This is a genomic window from Pseudomonas antarctica, assembly GCF_900624995.1.
GTDB classification, from domain to species: Bacteria; Pseudomonadota; Gammaproteobacteria; order Pseudomonadales; family Pseudomonadaceae; genus Aquipseudomonas; species Aquipseudomonas antarctica.
Window position 1 is genome coordinate 1 of sequence record NZ_UYXQ01000086.1, and the last position, 17,555, is coordinate 17,555.

General features: G+C 58.3%; 16 protein-coding genes and 2 pseudogenes. 9 read left to right on the forward strand and 9 right to left on the reverse strand.

What is annotated here, in order from left to right; genetic code table 11:
- Positions 1 to 369 precede the first annotated feature (369 nt).
- The 5 genes and pseudogenes from E0F99_RS23505 to E0F99_RS23525 form a co-directional block, all read right to left on the reverse strand.
- A pseudogene (locus E0F99_RS23505) lies at positions 370 to 588 on the reverse strand (RAD55 family ATPase); the annotation flags it as partial.
- On the reverse strand, positions 585 to 980 hold the full coding sequence (locus E0F99_RS23510) for a hypothetical protein (RefSeq protein WP_083359123.1): 396 nt from the start codon (positions 978 to 980) through the stop codon (positions 585 to 587). The pseudogene E0F99_RS23505 and the gene E0F99_RS23510, both read right to left, overlap by 4 nt.
- Before the next feature lie 221 nt (positions 981 to 1,201).
- Positions 1,202 to 3,424, reverse strand: a complete 2,223-nt coding sequence (locus tag E0F99_RS23515) for a response regulator (RefSeq protein ID WP_232000091.1) — start codon at positions 3,422 to 3,424, stop codon at positions 1,202 to 1,204.
- Between the two features lie 409 nt (positions 3,425 to 3,833).
- Positions 3,834 to 4,481 carry a BON domain-containing protein gene (locus E0F99_RS23520; RefSeq protein ID WP_083359121.1) on the reverse strand — a complete coding sequence of 216 codons (648 nt, stop codon included), beginning with the start codon at positions 4,479 to 4,481 and terminating at the stop codon, positions 3,834 to 3,836.
- A complete protein-coding gene (locus tag E0F99_RS23525; protein ID WP_232000090.1) occupies positions 4,478 to 5,263 on the reverse strand; it encodes a PRC-barrel domain-containing protein in 786 nt (261 codons plus the stop codon). The genes E0F99_RS23520 and E0F99_RS23525 overlap by 4 nt, the downstream gene beginning before the upstream one ends.
- A 293-nt stretch (positions 5,264 to 5,556) precedes the next feature.
- On the opposite strand from E0F99_RS23525, the gene E0F99_RS23530 reads away from it, so the two are divergent.
- Positions 5,557 to 6,321 (forward strand): Crp/Fnr family transcriptional regulator, encoded by a 765-nt coding sequence (locus E0F99_RS23530; RefSeq protein WP_083359119.1) that lies wholly within the window; start codon positions 5,557 to 5,559, stop codon positions 6,319 to 6,321.
- A 9-nt stretch (positions 6,322 to 6,330) separates the two neighbouring features.
- Entirely contained in the window at positions 6,331 to 7,026 is a 696-nt protein-coding gene (locus E0F99_RS23535) for an HAD family hydrolase (RefSeq protein ID WP_083359118.1), read from the forward strand.
- Here E0F99_RS23535 and E0F99_RS23540 read toward each other — a convergent pair.
- The 3 genes from E0F99_RS23540 to tpiA are packed head-to-tail and all read right to left on the reverse strand — an operon-like array spanning position 7,013 to position 11,333.
- Positions 7,013 to 8,056: a class I fructose-bisphosphate aldolase gene (locus tag E0F99_RS23540; RefSeq protein ID WP_083359117.1), complete on the reverse strand. Its 1,044-nt coding sequence runs from the start codon at positions 8,054 to 8,056 to the stop codon at positions 7,013 to 7,015. The genes E0F99_RS23535 and E0F99_RS23540 overlap by 14 nt on opposite strands.
- Positions 8,053 to 10,440, reverse strand: a complete 2,388-nt coding sequence (locus E0F99_RS23545) for a phosphoketolase family protein (RefSeq protein WP_423213182.1) — start codon at positions 10,438 to 10,440, stop codon at positions 8,053 to 8,055. Before E0F99_RS23545 ends, E0F99_RS23540 begins: the two co-directional genes overlap by 4 nt.
- 35 nt (positions 10,441 to 10,475) lie before the next feature.
- Positions 10,476 to 11,333 (reverse strand): triose-phosphate isomerase, encoded by an 858-nt coding sequence (gene tpiA, locus E0F99_RS23550; RefSeq protein ID WP_232000089.1) that lies wholly within the window; start codon positions 11,331 to 11,333, stop codon positions 10,476 to 10,478.
- 462 nt (positions 11,334 to 11,795) lie between these two features.
- Here tpiA and E0F99_RS23555 point away from each other — a divergent pair, with 462 nt between their 5' ends.
- Both E0F99_RS23555 and E0F99_RS23560 read left to right on the forward strand, forming a co-directional pair.
- Positions 11,796 to 12,050: an Lpp/OprI family alanine-zipper lipoprotein gene (locus tag E0F99_RS23555; protein WP_083359116.1), complete on the forward strand. Its 255-nt coding sequence runs from the start codon at positions 11,796 to 11,798 to the stop codon at positions 12,048 to 12,050.
- 19 nt (positions 12,051 to 12,069) lie between these two features.
- Positions 12,070 to 12,465 carry a hypothetical protein gene (locus E0F99_RS23560; protein ID WP_083359115.1) on the forward strand — a complete coding sequence of 132 codons (396 nt, stop codon included), beginning with the start codon at positions 12,070 to 12,072 and terminating at the stop codon, positions 12,463 to 12,465.
- A 25-nt stretch (positions 12,466 to 12,490) separates the two neighbouring features.
- Here E0F99_RS23560 and E0F99_RS23565 read toward each other — a convergent pair whose 3' ends face one another.
- Complete coding sequence (locus E0F99_RS23565) at positions 12,491 to 13,195, reverse strand: VIT1/CCC1 transporter family protein (RefSeq protein WP_165447633.1); 705 nt, start codon at positions 13,193 to 13,195, stop codon at positions 12,491 to 12,493.
- A gap of 183 nt (positions 13,196 to 13,378) precedes the next feature.
- Between E0F99_RS23565 and E0F99_RS23570 the strand changes: the two genes are divergently transcribed.
- The 5 genes and pseudogenes from E0F99_RS23570 to E0F99_RS23590 all read left to right on the forward strand — a co-directional run.
- Entirely contained in the window at positions 13,379 to 13,882 is a 504-nt protein-coding gene (locus tag E0F99_RS23570) for an aldehyde dehydrogenase family protein (RefSeq protein WP_232000088.1), read from the forward strand.
- A 64-nt stretch (positions 13,883 to 13,946) separates the two neighbouring features.
- Positions 13,947 to 14,981, forward strand: a complete 1,035-nt coding sequence (gene adhP, locus E0F99_RS23575; RefSeq protein WP_083359113.1) for an alcohol dehydrogenase AdhP — start codon at positions 13,947 to 13,949, stop codon at positions 14,979 to 14,981.
- A gap of 13 nt (positions 14,982 to 14,994) precedes the next feature.
- Positions 14,995 to 16,515 (forward strand): NAD(P)H-hydrate dehydratase, encoded by a 1,521-nt coding sequence (locus E0F99_RS23580; RefSeq protein WP_083359112.1) that lies wholly within the window; start codon positions 14,995 to 14,997, stop codon positions 16,513 to 16,515.
- 200 nt (positions 16,516 to 16,715) lie between these two features.
- Entirely contained in the window at positions 16,716 to 17,219 is a 504-nt protein-coding gene (locus E0F99_RS23585) for a GNAT family N-acetyltransferase (protein ID WP_408003403.1), read from the forward strand.
- Positions 17,220 to 17,250: 31 nt separating this feature from the next.
- Positions 17,251 to 17,555, forward strand: a pseudogene (locus tag E0F99_RS23590) (Crp/Fnr family transcriptional regulator); the annotation flags it as partial.

Below are 17,555 nucleotides of genomic sequence, written 5' to 3' on the forward strand. Positions count from 1 at the left end.
ATCTCGTTTAGGGTATATTCGGCCGCTTGCACCTCGCTTTGAATCCGCAGCATACCCAGTACTAACTGCTCGTTCGCGGCTAACAGCTGTTCGACGTCACGACTACGCTTCATGGCCTATCTCAACAGGATTTAGTGGGAAGCACTTGATCATTGACGCTTTTTATTCCGGCAGCGACCTCAGTGAAGGTCGCCCGCCCAGCAGTCCTTCGTGACGCTTCAAAGGGCGGCCAACCACCATCCCCTCATCGCTGATCTCGTAAAGGCGTAACTTATCGGAGTGAGCACTGGCGCGCACTTTGACGACCGCCATGACTCGCAGCAAACGACGGTCAAGTTCGATATAACGCTGAACGATGATGGCATCCGTCATAATTTTCAGAGGCGGTTCGCCCAGGACGGTAAAGTAAAGGGCAGGGCGCTCCGCTGTGGCCACTGCAAACATCATTTGATGGGCTAACGTCGTTTTGCCGCTGCCAGGTGGCCCGGCAATAAGGTTGAACGAGAATTCCGGCAGCCCGCCACCCAGCACCTCGTTGAACCCAGGCACGCCGGTAGATAGACGTTTGATGTGAACGTTGGTACTCATGTGTCATCGCCCTGTTGATCGTTGCGGGCCCTGGCACTGGCAGTGCAATCGCCCACCAGTTGCTCTGTGAGCGGGGGGCCGATCAGAGACGCCAGCAACGTATAGAAAGTGTTGATCAGCACATCACCGAGTTGAACATCGTCGGTGCTGCTTAGCTGAGCCAACATGACGCTTACGGACGAAGCGATCATGGAGACATCTTCGTTCTTGTGAATCGATTCGAAACAGGGGTGCCTTGCCGCGCACAGATGCAGGCAGCGCCGGTAAAGTGCAGTGACTGCCGCCGGCCCAAGAATCGGTGTGAGCACTGCGCGTATCTCTTCCAACGTCAGTGCTAACGCGTCCGCCAGTTGGTCAGCGTTGTCTCGACCTGTTCTAACTGACTTGAGCATAGGTGCACGGCGCCTTGGTTCATCACTTGACATGAGCTTCTTCACTCATCTGCACCAAACGGGTTAGTAAAAGGTCACTGTATTTGCAGGGGAAAACGCTGCAGCGCGTAAGTCCAGCTCGAAAGGATGTTGGTTAGCCAACGGGTCGTCTGTCTGTTGGCGTACATAAGGCACGCCATGGCTGTGGTCACCGGAACACGCGAGCCGCGTGCCGCCGAAACCTACGTTTTAGAGGGCCTGCCCCTGGAGGTCGACTTCGCCGGTGTCTTGGAGTTTGCCGCCAGTGCAATTCGCGCCAGGGCAGGAATCGATGTTGAATGGGTACGCGTCATGATCGACGCGCGATGGTTCTCGACCGTGCGTTGACTGATTCCAAGTTCGACGGCAATGTTTTTGCTCGGGTGCCCGGCAAGCACCATGTCCATGATTTGGCGTTGTCGCAACGTCAAGCGGTCAATGCAGTCGGTCGCGCTCTGAGTCCAGGCCATCTTTTTATTGACGTCCAGCGAGTACTCCAGCGCCCGCGCAACGGTGTGCAGAACTTCATTGCGACTAAAGGGCTTTTCAATGAAGTCAGAGGCGCCGGCTTTCATGGCGTTAACGGCAATTGAAATTTCCCTGCTGTCACTGATCATGACGGCTGGCAGATCATCGCCATTACCTCTCAACCGCTCTAGAAGCTCTAGGCCTTGCATGCCGGGCAGGTGGGCATCAACCAGCAAGCAGGCACGCAGACCGGGAGAATAGTCCGCCAGAAACGCCTCGCATGACGCGTAATCTCGAACCAGATAGTCTCTGGACTCGAGTAAATTTCGGATCGTATTGCGAAAGAATTCGTCGCGATCGACTACGAATATGATCGATGCCTCTGTACCGGCAGGGTCGACCGGCGGGTGTTGCTCGTACTCGACGTTCGCCAATCGCTGCTGTTCAAGCAAAGAAGAAATAACGAATACAATTTCTTTAAGCTTCGCCGGCTTGTTAAGTTGAGAGCAGTCCTCAAAAGCCACGTCATGGGAGGTTTGACGAGAGATATCGCCCGTCAGAATGATGGCAGGCATGAAGCGACGCAGTGTTTTACGCAGTTGATTGATGACTTGTAAGCCATTGAAAGAGCCCGGCAAATTAAAGTCAGCAAGTATCAAGTCAGGTTGTACACCACCGTGTGTGACGCTTTCCAAGGCGCTCAGCCCGTCAACGGCCATTTCCACTTGGTAACCTTCGGACTTGAGCAAAATGCCCAATAACTCCAACAGTTCCACGTCATCTTCAATAATAAGGACCATTTCACCGTCATGCGTTTGGCTGTTCTCGTTGGGATCAGCGTCTGGCTGAGTAGGGGGCAACGAAATGACCGGACGATTAAACGTGACATCAATGGAAAATACTGACCCGCGGGTGTTACCCGACTGCGCTCGTAGGCGGTGCCCCAAGACCTTGCACAACCGTTTGACGATAAACAAACCGCTAGTGTTTTGATGGGAGGCGATAGCGATCGCCGCATGGCTATCAAGGTAAGACTCCACTGTCGGCGTGGGCATGCCGATGCCGGTATCCCAGACTTCAATGCTGAGCCACCCTCCATGGCGGCGGCAGCCTAATAAGATGCGGCCCTCATGGGTGTACTGCAGTGCGTTCGAGAGCAAGATACGCAACATTTGCTCGAGCAAACGTGGATCGCTTTCCACTATGAGCTGACAGGGTACGACCTTGAGTTTTAAACCTTTAGCACCGGCTTTGTAGCCGAACTCATCAGCCAGTCGCTCCAGCAAGTCACTGATGCGAAAGCTGACTATATTGGCGCGATTAGCATCCGTTTCAATGTGGTTGATATCCAGAAGCGCATTCAGCGTGCCGGACATTGCCCCCACCGTTTCGCCGATTCTCGCGGTCAGCTTTCGCGGTTGCTCATCGTCAAGCAATCCCAGCAACAGGCCTTGCAACAACTTGAGTGTCTGCAACGGCTGACGAAGTTCATGGCTTGCGCAAGCAAGAAAGCGTAAGCGAGCGGTACTCGCCAGTTCGGCCTGCTGCGTGACGATTTCGAGAGCTTGAGCCACCTGCTTTTTGTCGCCTATGTCCGTAAAGGTAATGACCACGCCCTCAACAAAATCGTTTTGTTGGTTGTAGGGCGAAATACGCCGGGTAAAACTCACGCCACTGTGCGATTCGACGTCGCGCTCCAGTGGCGTCATGTCGCGCAGGACGGTTCTGGCGTCATCCAGCAAATTAATATCGGTGGCCATCGGGCGAAGGTCAGCCAGAGGTCGTCCAATGTCCTGATTGAGAATGTTGAACAATGACTGACTGGCGGGCGTGAACAAGCGGATATTCAGATCGGCGTCTAGCAAAATGGCTGCAATGTGGGTGCTGTGCAGCACATTTAACGCCACCTCAGAGGTGGCCCGTTGCTGTTCCAGCGAACCCCGGAGCTGATCGTTCATCTCCGTGAGTTCATGGTTCAGCGAGCGCAACTGATCAAGGGATTGCGGGGCAGTAACGTGAGGTGAAGCCCCCTGTTTTGAGCTCAACGTTGCAGCGTCGGCTGGAGGGGATGGGGTAACCTCCTTGGGCGTGGCCGTTCCAACGTCAAGTGGAAGGCAAACAGGCATTATGATTGTCCCTATCACAGCGTTCCGAAGGAGCGCTCCTACACGGAGCCTACACCCCTTTGAGTGATACGCAATGTCCTGCCAGAGGTGCTATGCCATTCCAATACCGTTTTAGATCCAATTAACCGGCCCCCCGTTGAAACTTATCCCGACTAGGCTGAGGGCGAGCCTGTTGAATGCGAACGTGTCTGCGCCAGATTCTCCGACCGGCGGTCGCTGCCTGGCGGCATAAGGTGTCGAGTCAGTCGATGAGCAGGTGATTTTCTACATGAATGACACCGGCGACTGCCCAAGCTGTTTGCTCGACCGCTTTACGTTCAAGCCATTGCGCAACGGTGCCTTCAAGGGTCACTTGACTGCCATGGACAGTGACGCGAATCTTGCTTGCATCCAGTCCAGCACTTCGTGTCAAAGCAGCGTCGATGAGCTTTTTGATGTCTTGAGTGCTCTCTTTAGGCTGTATGGCCAAAAGATTGTCGATACCGACGACACCTTGCAATTGCTCTATAACGTTCTGCACCGCTTCTTTCTGGTACTGCCATTCTACGTGGCCCTGGATCGTCACCCAACCGTGCTGCACCTTGATGTGAATGGGTTCATCGGACACTGCCGTGTTCCAGCGAACCAGGTCCAGGCAACGCGAGGCGATCACACTGTCTTCAACAGCGTCTGGCCCCGACACCCGGACTTCCAGCTCTTCGGCCAGCGCCAACACGCCTTTAAGCGCCTGGACGGCGCCTTCAACCGCAATTTTTTCAGCGTAGGTTTTTACATGGCCTGTCAGCACAACAACACCGCCTTCCAAGGTGACACCAATCGCGCCGGCGTCGATGTGCGGTAAAAACTCCAGCTCGTCCAGAATACGTCTACGTAACGTGAGGTCACTCATGTGTTGTCCTCTGGATCGAAAACCTGTCTCGCGACAAGGGTTTCAACCTGCCAGTAGCCCACTCGCCCGTAGTGCTCGTATAGATTCGACTCGCGTTCTCGGTTCAACTGTTGCGACGACTCAAAGGGTGGCGATGCCTTGATCGACGCACAGTCGAGGTCGACAGTGACGGATCTGTCTGCCCAACTGATCTCGTCGATCCATTCAGGCGCAATCAGTACGTTGTGCCCGATCCACCAGTGGCTGGTGTTGATCACCAAATACTGAATCGCCCAAGTCTCTTCATTGATCAGCAGGCTTTCGACATGCCCCACTGCGCCATCGGTGGCGTTGATGTGATAACCGATAATCGCTTTGCAACTGCGTAAATGAGGGTCGTCGTCCTCATGGCGCGCACGCGCTTCTTCGACTTCGCCCTCTGGCAGCCCAAAACTTCCTGGGTCTAGGCCGGCGCTCCACATATTGGCACCCCCCCAGTAGTACGGATACCCGTAGTAATTCAGGTATTGCCTCTCGTGCTGCCGAGACACGGGCTTATCAGTATCGATATCGGGGCTGTTTTTGACTTGTTCCTGGGTGATTGCGACCTGCAATCGTCGCTGCTCCCACTCGGGGCGTTGAATGGAAGAGGGTGTGATGAGGACTTTACGGCTGAAGAACCAGGCACCGGTCTCGACAATGAAGTAACGGATTACCCACGCTTCATTGTCGAAGTAGAAGTCTTTCACTTCCCCGATATCCCCATCGGTCGCCGCAATGGTGTAATCCTTCAGGTCTTGCATGCTTCGTAACATAGGACTGTCCTTTGTTGAGCATTGATCGATGTCCTCAGCACAGAGCACCGCTGCAGGCCGAGTGTAGCTACCAACACTGTGTGCCTTGCACCCTCTGGCGTCTGTGCGGTGACGCACGCTCAGCAAGGGGGACGCCATGACGTCGACCCCGTTCTCTGGCGACCACTCACCGTCGCCACCTCCCGCCTTTCGCGCCAGTCCACTAGGTAGTTTCCGAGGCTACTCACGGGTGCGGCACGCGACTACCTTGATAGGACGCGCCCAGCAAAAAGGCTACTGATATGTCCGAGACACCGAGCCTCCAAAAAAATCATCTACTGGCTGCATTGCCTAGCGAGGTACGCCGTCGGCTGATCCCTCACCTCGAATTGGTGTCATTTCCCCTTGGGAAAGTCCTGTATGAGCCCGGCGATATCCTGCGTTATGTCTATTTTCCGACCGACTCCATCGTTTCATTGCTCTACGTCATGGAAAACGGAGCGGCGGCAGATATTTCGGTGGTGGGCAATGAAGGGCTGATCGGTGTGGCCTTGTTCATGGGCGGCGAGAGCACTTCGAGCCGGGCCGTCGTTCAATGTGCCGGCTACGCTTACCGGCTAAGGGCGCAGTTGCTCAAGGACGAGTTCAATCGCCACGGCGAAATGTTGCAGCTCACGCTGCGTTACACCCAGGCCTTGATCACTCAAATGGCCCAGACGGCGGTCTGCAATCGCCATCACTCAATTGATCAGCAGCTGTGCCGCTGGCTGTTGTTGTCGCTGGACCGTCTATCCGGTAACCAACTGACGATGACCCAAGAGCTCATCGCCAACATGCTGGGCGTTCGTCGCGAAGGGATCACCGAAGCCGCCCGCAAGCTGCAAAAGCTCGGCGTCATTGACTATAGCCGCGGCCTGATCACGGTGCTGGACCGCCCCCGGCTAGAGTCACTGAGTTGCGAGTGCTACGCCGTGGTCAAGCATGAGACCGACCGACTGCAGCCCTATGTTCACCCAACTCATCTGAGCAGGCCTGTCTACCCTGGCGTCGCAGCGCATACTCAGTGATTGATCGCCATGACTGAACGCGAAGTGGTTTTCTTGCTGGACGTCGACAACACACTGCTCGACGGCGACCGTGTCGTGGTCGACTTTCACAACTATTTGACGCAGCAATTGGGCAGCACCTGCGCACGGCGCTACTGGAGCATCTTCGACAGATTGCGCAAAGCGCTTGGCTATGTCGACTACCTCGGCGCCTTGCAGCATTACCGGCTTGAACTCGAACACGCTGATGCCAACGAACAGCCGTTGATGATGGCGGCCGCCTTCTTGATTGACTACCCGTTTGCTGATCGTCTCTATGCTCGCGCTTTAGAGACCCTCATCCATTTGGATCAGTATGGGGCGACTGTCATCCTGTCCGATGGCGACATCGTGTTACAGCCGCGCAAAATACAACGCTCGGGGTTGTGGCAGGCCGTGCAGGGGCGTGCTCTGATTTATGTGCACAAGGAAAAAATGCTGCCTGCCGTGCAGCGCCATTATCCCGCCCGTCACTATGTGATGGTTGACGACAAACTGGGCGTTCTGGCTGCGATGAAATCAATATGGCGGGAGCGGCTAACCACCGTCTTCATTCGCCAGGGCCACTATGCACTAAACGCGAAGATTATCGCGGGGCAACCGGCTGCCGATGTGACGATCGAGTGCATAGGCGATCTCGTGACGCTCGACCGCTCACACCTGGTCCCACTGGCTAGACATCGCTGATGGCCTTATCAATGGCCTCCATCGCGGCCGAGTAATTGCCTTGCTGCGCAGCACTGTTACACGCGGCGCGGTGCTCCAGCGCCCTCTGCGCTTGCACCACGTTGCCGGGCTCGCCGCGCCAGATTTCGAGTGCTGGCTGTTGAATCGCACGCGCGAAAGAAAACGTTAATGCCCAGGGCAGGCGCCACTTGTAACGCTGGTTCATCGCGTTCAACCTCGCGGATGCGAGCTGGGCACTTTGGCCGCCTGAAAGGAATGCGACGCCCGCCAGCGCAGCGGGCAGAGCGCGCAGTAGGCCTGTCACGGTGGCATCCGCCACCTTGTCTATGTGGTCTTGCTGGGAGCAGTTCAAGCCCGGCAGGAGCATGTTCGGCTTCAGTACCATGCCTTCCAGTAGTACGCCCTGAACATACAGTTGCTCGAAAACCTCGTGCAGCACCTGCAGGCTCACGTCGGCGCAACGCTGCAGTGTGTGCTCGCCAGTCATCAGCACCTCAGGCTCAACGATGGGCACGAGCCCGGCCTCCTGGCAAAGGGCCGCGTAACGGGCCAGCGCATGCGCGTTGGCGGCGATGCAGGCGGTGCTGGGAAGACCCTCACCGATCGAGATCACCGCGCGCCATTTGGCGAAGCGCGCACCGGCTGCAGAATAGCCTTGCAGCCGCTCGCGCAGACCGTCCAACCCTTCCGTGATTTTTTCGCCGGTGTGCCCAGCCAGAGGCTTCGCGCCGGTGTCGACCTTAATGCCTACCACGATGCCCGCGTTTTCCAGTACCTTCACGAACGACGTGCCATCGGCGCACCGTTGATGGAGCGTCTCATCAAAGAGAATCACGCCACTGATGCTGTCGGCCAGCCCCGGCGTGGTGATGATGAGCTGGCGCCATGCGCGTCGTGATGCTTCGGTCTGTGGAATGCCGAGCGCGGCGAAACGTTCATTGCAGGTTGGGGGGCTCTCGTCCATCGCGAGCAGCCCCTTACCGGTAGCGAGCATCAGGCGTGCCGTATCGACAAGGCGTGGCGCGTTCATGCGTATGCCTCCCACTTCCAGTGGCGGATCTCGGGCAGGTCTTCGCCGTGCTGTTCGATGTAAAGCTTATGTTCGACAAGCTTGCCGCGAACCTTCTGCTTCAAGTAATCGCCTTTGCTGCCTAGGTGAGGCAGGCGGTCGACAACGTCCTGCACCAAATGGAATCGGTCCAGGTCGTTCTGGACCCGTATGTCAAAAGCCGTGGTAATCGTCCCTTCCTCTTTGTAGCCGCGCACATGCAGGTTGCGGTTGTTGCGCCGATAGGTCAGCCGGTGCACCAGGCAAGGGTAGCCGTGGAAAGCGAAGATGATGTGCTTGTCCTTGGTAAACAGCGAGTCGTAGTCCGCATCACTGAGCCCATGCGGGTGCTCGCTGGCGGACTGCAGCTTCATCAGGTCGACAACATTGATCACACGGATCTTCAGCTCAGGCAAATGCTCACGCAGGATGGACACGGCCGCCAGGACTTCCAGGGTAGGCGTATCGCCGCAGCAGGCCATTACCACATCCGGTTCCGTGTCCTGATCGTTGCTGGCCCATTGCCAAATCCCAACCCCCTGAGTGCAATGCACCACGGCTTCATCCATGGTCAACCATTGAGGTAACGCATGCTTACCGGCGACGACGACGTTGACGTAATTGCGGCTACGCAGGCAGTGGTCAAAGGTCGATAGCAGGCAATTGGCATCAGGCGGAAGATAGACACGAACGATGTCGGCTTTCTTGTTGATCACATGGTCGAGAAAACCCGGGTCTTGGTGGGTGAAACCATTATGGTCCTGCTGCCAGACGTGCGAAGCGAGGAGGTAGTTCAGTGAGGCGATCGGTCGGCGCCACGCCAGTTCCTTGGTGACCTTGAGCCACTTGGCATGTTGGCTGAACATCGAGTCGATGATGCGGATGAACGCCTCGTAGCTGTTGAACAGCCCGTGCCGGCCGGTCAGCAGGTAGCCCTCCAGCCAGCCCTCGCATTGGTGCTCGCTGAGCATGGCATCGAGGACGCGCCCGGCAGGTGCAAGAAACTCGTCGTTCGCAACACTGGCGGCGTCCCATTGGCGATTGGTCACCTTGAAGACGGCGCCGAGCAGGTTTGACAATGTTTCATCTGGCCCGAAGATGCGAAAGTTATGCGGGTTGAGCGCGACGATATCCTTGAAAAACTCACCCAGCACCCAGGTATCTTGCGCAAAAACCGCACCGGGGGAGGGCACATGAACCGCCTGTACACGAAAGTCCGGCATCTGCAGGTCGTGTAGCAACAACCCGCCGTTTGCGTTTGGATTGGCCCCCATGCGCCGCAGGCCCTTGGGGGCCATGTCCGCCAGCTCCGCGATCAGTCGCCCGCGCTCGTCGAACAGTTCCTCTGCCTTGTAGCTTTTCATCCAGCACTCAAGCTGCGCCAAGTGTTCAGGGTGGTTGCCATCGACCACCAGCGGCACCTGGTGCGCCCGAAAGGTGCCCTCAATCGGTAGCCCGTCGACGACTTTCGGCCCCGTCCAGCCCTTAGGCGATCTAAGCACGATCATCGGCCAGCGAGGCCGCGTGGCCACACCGTTCGCCCGGGCACGCACTTGCAACTGCTTGATGTGGGCGATGGCTTTGTCGAGGACGCTGGCCATCCGTTCATGCATCGTCGCAGGGTCAGCGCCTTCGACAAAGTAAGGGGCCCAGCCGCAGCCGCGCAGGAACTGTTCCAGTTCGTCAGGCTCAATGCGTGCCAGTAGCGTGGGGTTGCTGATCTTGTCGCCGTTCAGATGCAGAATGGGCAGTACCGCACCGTCGGTCACCGGATCCAGAAACTTGTTGGATTGCCACGCGGTGGCCAACGGTCCGGTCTCGGCTTCACCGTCGCCAATCACACAGGCAACGATCAGGTCGGGGTTATCAAATGCGGCACCGAAGGCATGGCTGAGGGAATAACCGAGTTCCCCGCCCTCGTGGATCGACCCCGGCGTTGTGGGGGCTACATGGCTGGAAATGCCCCCCGGAAACGAGAACTGCTTGAACAGCTTCTTCAGTCCCGCTTCATCCTGGCCGACATTCGGATAGACCTCGCTCCAGGTGCCTTCAAGGTAGACATTGCCGACAATGGCGGGGCCGCCATGCCCGGGGCCCGCAACGTAGATCATGTCCAGATCGAGGCTCTTGATCACCCGGTTCAAATGCACATAGATGAAGTTCTGACCAGGTGTTGTGCCCCAGTGACTGACAACGAGCGGCTTGACGTGTGCCATCGTCAATGGTTCGCGTAGCAGTGGGTTGTCATAGAGGTACATCTGCCCAACCGAGATGTAATTCGCAGCTCGCCAGTAAGCGTTTATTCGCCACAATGCTTCTGCGCCCAACGTGGGAACATCGGTGGCCGGAAGCCTTGCGACGTCCATGCCTTCAGGCTCTGGCCGCAACGTCAGTGCGTCGTTCATCGTCTCTGTTCCTTTGGTCTAGTGGGGGTATGCGCAGGCGCCAGTGGGGCGGCGCGGCAAATCGCAAGAAAATCCGCAGCCTTCAAACTGGCGCCACCGACCAGCACGCCACCGACTTGCGGCAGCCTCAGGATGGCGTCGGCACTGGAGGGTTTGACCGAACCGCCATACAGGATCCGCACCTTTTGACCTTCAGCACCCAGACGCTGGGTCAGGCATGCCCTGATGTGCGCATGCATTTGCATGATCTGCGAGTGGGTAGGCACCTCGTCGGACCCGATGGCCCAGAGTGGCTCGTAGCCGATCACTGTGTTGGACGCTGTCATGCCTTCGGGCACGCTCCCGGTGATTTGCCTGGCACAGACGGACAAGGCTGTGCCTGCCAGTCGCTGCGAGTGTGTTTCACCGATACAGATGATTGCCAGAAGGCCGGCGCGCCGGGCCGCATTGGCCTTGGCCGCCACCACTGCATCTGTCTCTGCGTGCTGTTGACGGCGTTCCGAATGCCCAACGATGACGGCGTGAGCGCCAGCATCCATGAGCATCTCTGCGCTGATGTCGCCGGTAAAAGCCCCGCAGATTTCGGCACTGCAATCCTCGCCACCGATGGCGATGCGACCGGTTGCCATCAGCACTGCTTGCGCGATCAGGGTGGCGGGCAGGCAGATCAAAGCGTCGACCGATGGCAGCGTTGCCTTGACTGAAATGGCCATCGCTTCGATCTCGCTGAGTTGTTCCGCAAGGCCATTCATCTTCCAGTTTCCGACGACCAGTGGCCGCATACGGCGCTGTTCCGACGATGGGTAATCAGTGTTCGGCCACTGAATACCTTCTGTTGGGCCAAGCATCACCATGCAAACCCACCCCGGCCCATGTGCCGTTCACGCCAGTAGACAGACACCATTGTCGCTCTCCTTCGCGGGCTCACGTCCCTCGGTCCAAGCTTGAAGATGCGCCCAGGCAAGGCTTCGTTCTGTGCGGTAGCACACACGGCTAAATGATCGACAGGCAGTTACGCGAGCAGGACGACAGCAACAGGGTCAACGTAGACGTTGCTTCACCGAGGAGTACTCCATACGTACGGCACGGTGTGCAGCCTGCTAGGGCTCAAACGTCACCTTCCCGAAAGTCTTCAAAGGCGCGACTGATCCTCGTGTGTTGTTCAAGGCGTTCAGGGCCTTGCATGACATCGGCAACTGATTTCACGCCGGCCTGAGTAGTTTCCGAGCCTGCTGCGATATCCCGCAAACGAATACTGTGAACTTCGCGATACCGGCAAAGCCTGCACACACCCTTGAACATAAAGGAGCGACACCATGAGACGGCTCATTTTGATCACGTCATTAATCGTGAGTTTGGTTTTGACCGCTGGCTGTGGCTATCGGCGACAAGAAATTGATGCACGGATCAGTGGCGCTGAAGACATGGCGACGGCGGCAAGGGTGCACGCGGATGAGTCATCAGCAAAGGCCGATAGGGCCCTGCAGGCGGCTCTCGCTGCCAAGAAGTCTGCGGATGAGGCCAATGAGCGTGCGCAACTTACCCTCAAGCAGGCCGGACGTGTTAATTAGTCGCGGCGGGTGTTGGCCGATGGGTTTTATTGCCTCGCTCGGGCTGGCAGGCGCATGCCTGGCCGGGTGCAGCCATACGCCTGCTCCAACAGGTGTGACCACACCGGACGCGATTGAAAGCCTGAGCCAGCCTCGCATCAAGGTAGCGGTCGCCGCCAAGGACGCGCACATCGCCAAGACCAAGGCGCTCGCCGGGCTTGAGGGCGCAGGGTGGGTGTTCGACCCGGTCTACGCGACGGCGGTGAGCATGGCTGGGCGTGATCTTGCCGTGTGTGGTTTCGCTCGCCAGCGAGGCACCGAAAACTCGGCCTATTTCGCCTACTACAACGGCGAGCTGTTCATTTCAGATGAACGAGCGCCTGCTGGCGTCAGTGTCGAGAACGAGTTCCTGACACTCATCTGCTCCTATTCCTGAATCATCCAGGCTGACCGGTGCAGCGTTACACGACTGCGCCAAATAGCCGGCCCACCAGCGCGGTAATGATCATCGCCAGCGCCCCCCAAAATGTCACACGCCAGGCGCCTGCCAGCAACGGTGCGCCTCCGGCCTTGGCGGCGACAGCCCCCAGGGCCGCCAGAAACACAAGTGACATGATCGATATCCAGAGAATCACGTTTTCAAGCGTCACCATCCAGGTGACGGCAACGGGCAGCGCAGCGCCAACAATGAAACTCGCCGCCGAGGCGAATGCAGCGCAAAGGGGTTTGGCGCTCAGTTCCTTGGAGATCCCCAGTTCGTCCCGCGCATGCGACCCCAAGGCATCATGCGCCATCAACTGGGTGGCCACTTGCCTGGCGAGCTCGGGCTCAAGGCCACGTCCGACATAGATCTGGGCCAGTTCCCGGTGCTCAGCCTCGGGCTTGGTTTCAAGCTCTTTTTTCTCTTTGAGCAGGTCGGCGTGCTCGGTATCTGCTTGGGAGTGCACCGACACATACTCGCCTGCCGCCATCGACATGGCGCCCGCCACCAGCCCCGCGATACCGGTGACGATCAGTGTGTGGTGGGCAGCACTGGCGGCAGCAACGCCGATCAGCAAGCTGGCGGTTGACACAATTCCGTCGTTTGCGCCCAGCACGGCTGCCCTCAGCCAGCCGATTCGGCTGCTGTTATGGGTTTCTGCATGTTGGCGCATGAATCGGGTCATGGGGGGTGGCCTGTTACGCGATGGCTGGACCCTCAGTGTAGGTAGTTTCCGAGGCTACCCACCCGTCATTCAGACGCCTAACTTGGATGTCTGCACTGTTGCGCAGTCACCTCCTTGGGAGCACTGAGGTGCTCTTGGCCGAAATCCATCGGCGTGCGTCCTCTCACGGGAAAGGCATTCATCATGGCGTATACAAGCGTAAACCGCAGTGACGGCCAGTTGGTGGAAAGTTTCGAGCACATCAGCGATGCGGCGCTGGCGGCAAAACTGGCCAGCGCAGAGGTGCTGCTTGGCGGTGGGCGAGTTCATCGCCCTGGTTCGTATATGAGCCCGACCATCCTGACTCACATCACACCGGACAACCCGGCGTTCAGAGGCGAATTTTTTGGCCCTGTGGCGCTGTTTTTCCGGGCCAAGAATGAAGAAGCGGCCATCGCACTGGCCAACGACTCCGACTTCGGCCTGGGCGGCTCGGTAGTTGCCGAGGATGTGGGACGTGGGCTGCGAGTCGCCAGCCGGGTAGACACCGGCATGATGTTCATCAACAACATCAGTTGGCCTGATGCCGAGTTGCCTTTTGGCGGGATCAAAAACTCCGGTTACGGGCGTGAACTCGGCGAGGTCGGTATCCAGGCCTTCATCAACCAGAAACGGGTGCGTTATGTCGCTATCGACGCACCGGTTTAACGGCCCGCTGAGCCCACCGCTCATGCCGGACCACCCGATGGACTGCGCAAAAAAGGATGTTCCCATGACTCAAACAATGCAAGCCGCCGTCGTTGAACAATTCGGTCAACCGCTGGTGCTCAAACGTTGCGACATTCCGACGCCGGGCCCCGGCCAGATCCTGGTTCGCACAGAAGCCTGCGGGGTCTGTCATACCGACCTGCATGCGGCGCGGGGCGACTGGCCGCTTAAGCCCGGGCTGCCGTTTATCCCCGGGCATGAGGGTATCGGCATCGTGACGGCGCTGGGGCAAGGTGTCACCAGTGTCAAGGAAGGTGAGCGGGTCGGGGTGCCCTGGTTGTATTCGGCGTGCGGGCATTGTGAGTACTGCCTCAGCGCGTGGGAGACGGTCTGTGCCCAGGCGCAGTTCGGGGGGTACACCCAGAACGGCGGTTTTGCCGAATACATCCTGGCCGATCCCAATTACGTGGCCCACATCCCTGAAGGGCTATCGGCTTGCGAAGCTGCGCCGATCATCTGCGCGGGCGTTACTACCTATAAGGGCATCAAGGAAACGGCGACTCGCCCAGGGCAGTGGCTGCTGGTCTCCGGGGTCGGCGGCCTCGGCCATCTGGCAGTGCAGTACGCCAAAGCCATGGGTTTGAGAGTCTGCGCCGTGGACATCGACGACAGCAAACTGGCACATGCCACACGCCTTGGGGCCGATGCGGTGGTCAACGCCAAACAGGGCGACCCCATCGAGGCTGCCATCAAGGCCACCGGTGGCGGTGCCCATGGTGTGCTGATTACCGCGCCGTCCCTGAGTGCCTTCCGCCAAGGCGTGGGCATGACCCGCAAGCACGGCACCTGCGTACTGGTGGGGCTGCCACCGGGTGAATTCCCGCTGCCGTTGTTCGAGGTGGTTGCCAACTGCATCACCGTTCGGGGCTCGTTTGTCGGCAATCGTCAGGACATGGCCGAAGCGCTGGATTTTGCGGCCCAAGGCAAGGTTAAAGCCGACATTGAATTGCAACCACTGTCAGCGATCAACCAGGTGTTCGAGCGCCTTGAACACGGTGACGTTCCCTCGCGGGTGGTCATAGATTTCGCTGCTGTTTAAGAGAGTAAAACGCATGAACAGGTTGAGTTCAGGGTCTGAGGCGAGCAGCCAGAGCGCCTTGTTGAGCGTGCGACAGATGGCTGAGGCCGACCGGTTATCTGTTGCGGCCGGCGTCTCGTCTTTCGAATTGATGGGCAATGCCGGTGCGGCTGTGGCGCACGAAATTGAAGCCCGATGGGCGCCCAGGCCGCTGCTGGTGTTGTGCGGGCCAGGCAACAACGGCGGGGACGGGTTCGTCACCGCGCGCCTATTGGCAGAGGCCGGCTGGCCGGTGAGGATCGCCCTGCTAGGTAGCCGTTTCAGCCTCCAGGATGAAGCAAGGCGACATGCACAGCGCTGGAACGGGGAGGTCGAAGCACTCAGCCCGTCTGTACTACACGGTGCCGAATTGATCGTCGATGCACTCTTTGGCGCCGGCCTCAGCCGCCCGCTTGAGGGGCAGGCACTCGATACACTGGCTGCAGCTGGCCGGGGTTGTGTACCGATTGTTGCGATTGATACGCCCAGCGGCGTCATGGGCGATACGGGCGCCGCGCTGGGGGCTGTAGCGGCGGTGCTGACCGTGACGTTTTTCCGCAAAAAGCCCGGCCACCTGCTATTACCCGGTAGAGACCTGTGCGGCGAAGTCGTGGTTGCCGATATCGGCACCCCTGAATCGGTGCTGGACGCCCTCACACCGCTAGCGTTTGAGAATGATCCGGCGTTGTGGCTCGCCGAGCTGCCGCGAGCGCAGGCCGACACTAATAAACATAGCCGCGGGCATGCATTGATATTCGGTGGCTACCCGATGGCGGGAGCCGCCCGCATGGCCGCCCGAGCTGCAGCAAGGGCCGGTGCGGGCTTGACGACGATTGCCGTGCCTGACAGAGCGTTGCCTGTTTACGCCGCGACACTCAACAGCATCATGGTGCACCCCTGGGTAACCCCGGAAGACTTTGGTCATCTATTGGACGGCAGCCGTTTTTCCGCGTGGTTAGTCGGGCCCGGTGCCGGTGTTAACAAAGACACGTTCGGCCACGTCTTGGCGATGCTCGCAACCGGCCGCCCGACGGTGATTGACGCCGATGCACTTACGGTATTTCAGGATGACCCCGAATCCCTGGACCGTGCGATACGCGGGCCTTGCGTGCTGACCCCCCATGAAGGTGAATTCCGCCGGATATTCGACCCCGCCGGCGACAAGCTGACCCGTACGCGAGCCGCTGCGCTGCGTTGCGCGGCGGTCGTGGTACTCAAGGGCAGCGACACCGTGATCGCAGCGCCGGATGGCCGCGCAATCATCAACACCAACGCGCCATCCTCCTTGTCCACTGCAGGTTCCGGCGATGTCTTGGGCGGCATCATTCTGGGCTTGCTCGCCCAGGGCGTGCCGGCCTTTACGGCGGCGGCCGCAGGCGTCTGGTTGCACGGCGCGGCGGCGGTTGAATTTGGGCCCGGTTTGTTGGCAGAAGATTTGCCGGATTTGCTGCCGGCGGTCTTCCGTCGGCTGTACCGGCCAGTGGAGGCGCGCCATGCACGCAATGGCATTGAATAAAACTGGCAGCCCGTTGCAGTGGACACAGATGCCTGATCGGGCGCCCGAAGCCGGCACGCTCGAAGACGCTGCTGTCTTGGTGCTCGACGCCACTCTTTCACTGCTTGATAAGGGGCCCCGTCATGATAAATGACTATGCGGTAGAACACATTCTCGCGGGGCTCGGCCACGAACCTCCCGACGAGCATTGGATAGAGGCCTTGAACAACGATACCCATGTGCTGATTCGGCCGTTGCATGCACAAGATCGTCAACGTGAGTTCACATTTATTCAACAGCTGGGTGCCGAGTCGTTTCGCACACGTTTTTTTGGCGCCATGGGGCAACCGCAGGTGTCGCTGCTGGACCAACTGATGGAGGTGGACCACCTCAACCGTCTGGCATACATCGCCATGGTTCATGAGAACGGCCAACTGACGGAAGTCGGAATAAGTCGTTATGACGCGACTGCCGGTAACCCACAGTGTGATTGCACGGTGGTTGTCGCGGACCGCTGGCAGCGTCAGGGCTTGGGAACACTGTTGATGGGCCACCTGATCCTTGCGGCCAAACGCAATGGGTTCAAAACAATGATGTCGGTCCATCAGATCAACAACTTTGGTATGCATCGCCTGGCCCGAAGCCTCGGATTTCATAGCCGGTACCCGGCCACTGGCGATGATGAAATCATTTATGAACTCGACCTGTCGCCCACCTTCGGGTAACGCCTCAGTCGACGATGCCGGAGTGCGCATAATGTTAATCAATACAGAACAAACAAGACCTGTTACGTCATTTCCGTTACGTGCCTACAACCCGGTGAAGCACCTCGATCAATCCGCTATTTATGAGGCGTTTTTGTCGCTGGAACGCTCAGCGGCGCAGTGTGAACGTTTCGATGAATTAATTACCCACACGGTGCGCATTAACAAAGGCGCTGAGCTGTATCACGCGGGCGGGAACGCACAATATTTATACTTTGTACGGCACGGTAGTTTTAAAAACGTTCTGGTCAGCGATCAAGGGTTTAGCCTGGTCACAGGGTTTACCATTTCAGCAGA

Bases quoted from the DNA above. Each gene is read 5' to 3' on its own strand.
- E0F99_RS23580 (WP_083359112.1), top strand. From the start codon at position 14,995: ATGAACAGGTTGAGTTCAGGGTCTGAGGCGAGCAGCCAGAGCGCCTTG.
- E0F99_RS23570 (WP_232000088.1), top strand. From the start codon at position 13,379: ATGGCGTATACAAGCGTAAACCGCAGTGACGGCCAGTTGGTGGAAAGT.
- E0F99_RS23510 (WP_083359123.1), bottom strand. From the start codon at position 980: ATGCTCAAGTCAGTTAGAACAGGTCGAGACAACGCTGACCAACTGGCG.
- E0F99_RS23530 (WP_083359119.1), top strand. From the start codon at position 5,557: ATGTCCGAGACACCGAGCCTCCAAAAAAATCATCTACTGGCTGCATTG.
- E0F99_RS23545 (WP_423213182.1), bottom strand. From the start codon at position 10,440: ATGGACGTCGCAAGGCTTCCGGCCACCGATGTTCCCACGTTGGGCGCA.
- E0F99_RS23565 (WP_165447633.1), bottom strand. From the start codon at position 13,195: ATGACCCGATTCATGCGCCAACATGCAGAAACCCATAACAGCAGCCGA.
- E0F99_RS23540 (WP_083359117.1), bottom strand. From the start codon at position 8,056: ATGAACGCGCCACGCCTTGTCGATACGGCACGCCTGATGCTCGCTACC.
- adhP (WP_083359113.1), top strand. From the start codon at position 13,947: ATGACTCAAACAATGCAAGCCGCCGTCGTTGAACAATTCGGTCAACCG.
- E0F99_RS23560 (WP_083359115.1), top strand. From the start codon at position 12,070: ATGGGTTTTATTGCCTCGCTCGGGCTGGCAGGCGCATGCCTGGCCGGG.
- E0F99_RS23525 (WP_232000090.1), bottom strand. From the start codon at position 5,263: ATGCAAGACCTGAAGGATTACACCATTGCGGCGACCGATGGGGATATC.
- E0F99_RS23520 (WP_083359121.1), bottom strand. From the start codon at position 4,481: ATGAGTGACCTCACGTTACGTAGACGTATTCTGGACGAGCTGGAGTTT.
- E0F99_RS23535 (WP_083359118.1), top strand. From the start codon at position 6,331: ATGACTGAACGCGAAGTGGTTTTCTTGCTGGACGTCGACAACACACTG.
- tpiA (WP_232000089.1), bottom strand. From the start codon at position 11,333: ATGGTGATGCTTGGCCCAACAGAAGGTATTCAGTGGCCGAACACTGAT.
- E0F99_RS23515 (WP_232000091.1), bottom strand. From the start codon at position 3,424: ATGAACGATCAGCTCCGGGGTTCGCTGGAACAGCAACGGGCCACCTCT.
- E0F99_RS23555 (WP_083359116.1), top strand. From the start codon at position 11,796: ATGAGACGGCTCATTTTGATCACGTCATTAATCGTGAGTTTGGTTTTG.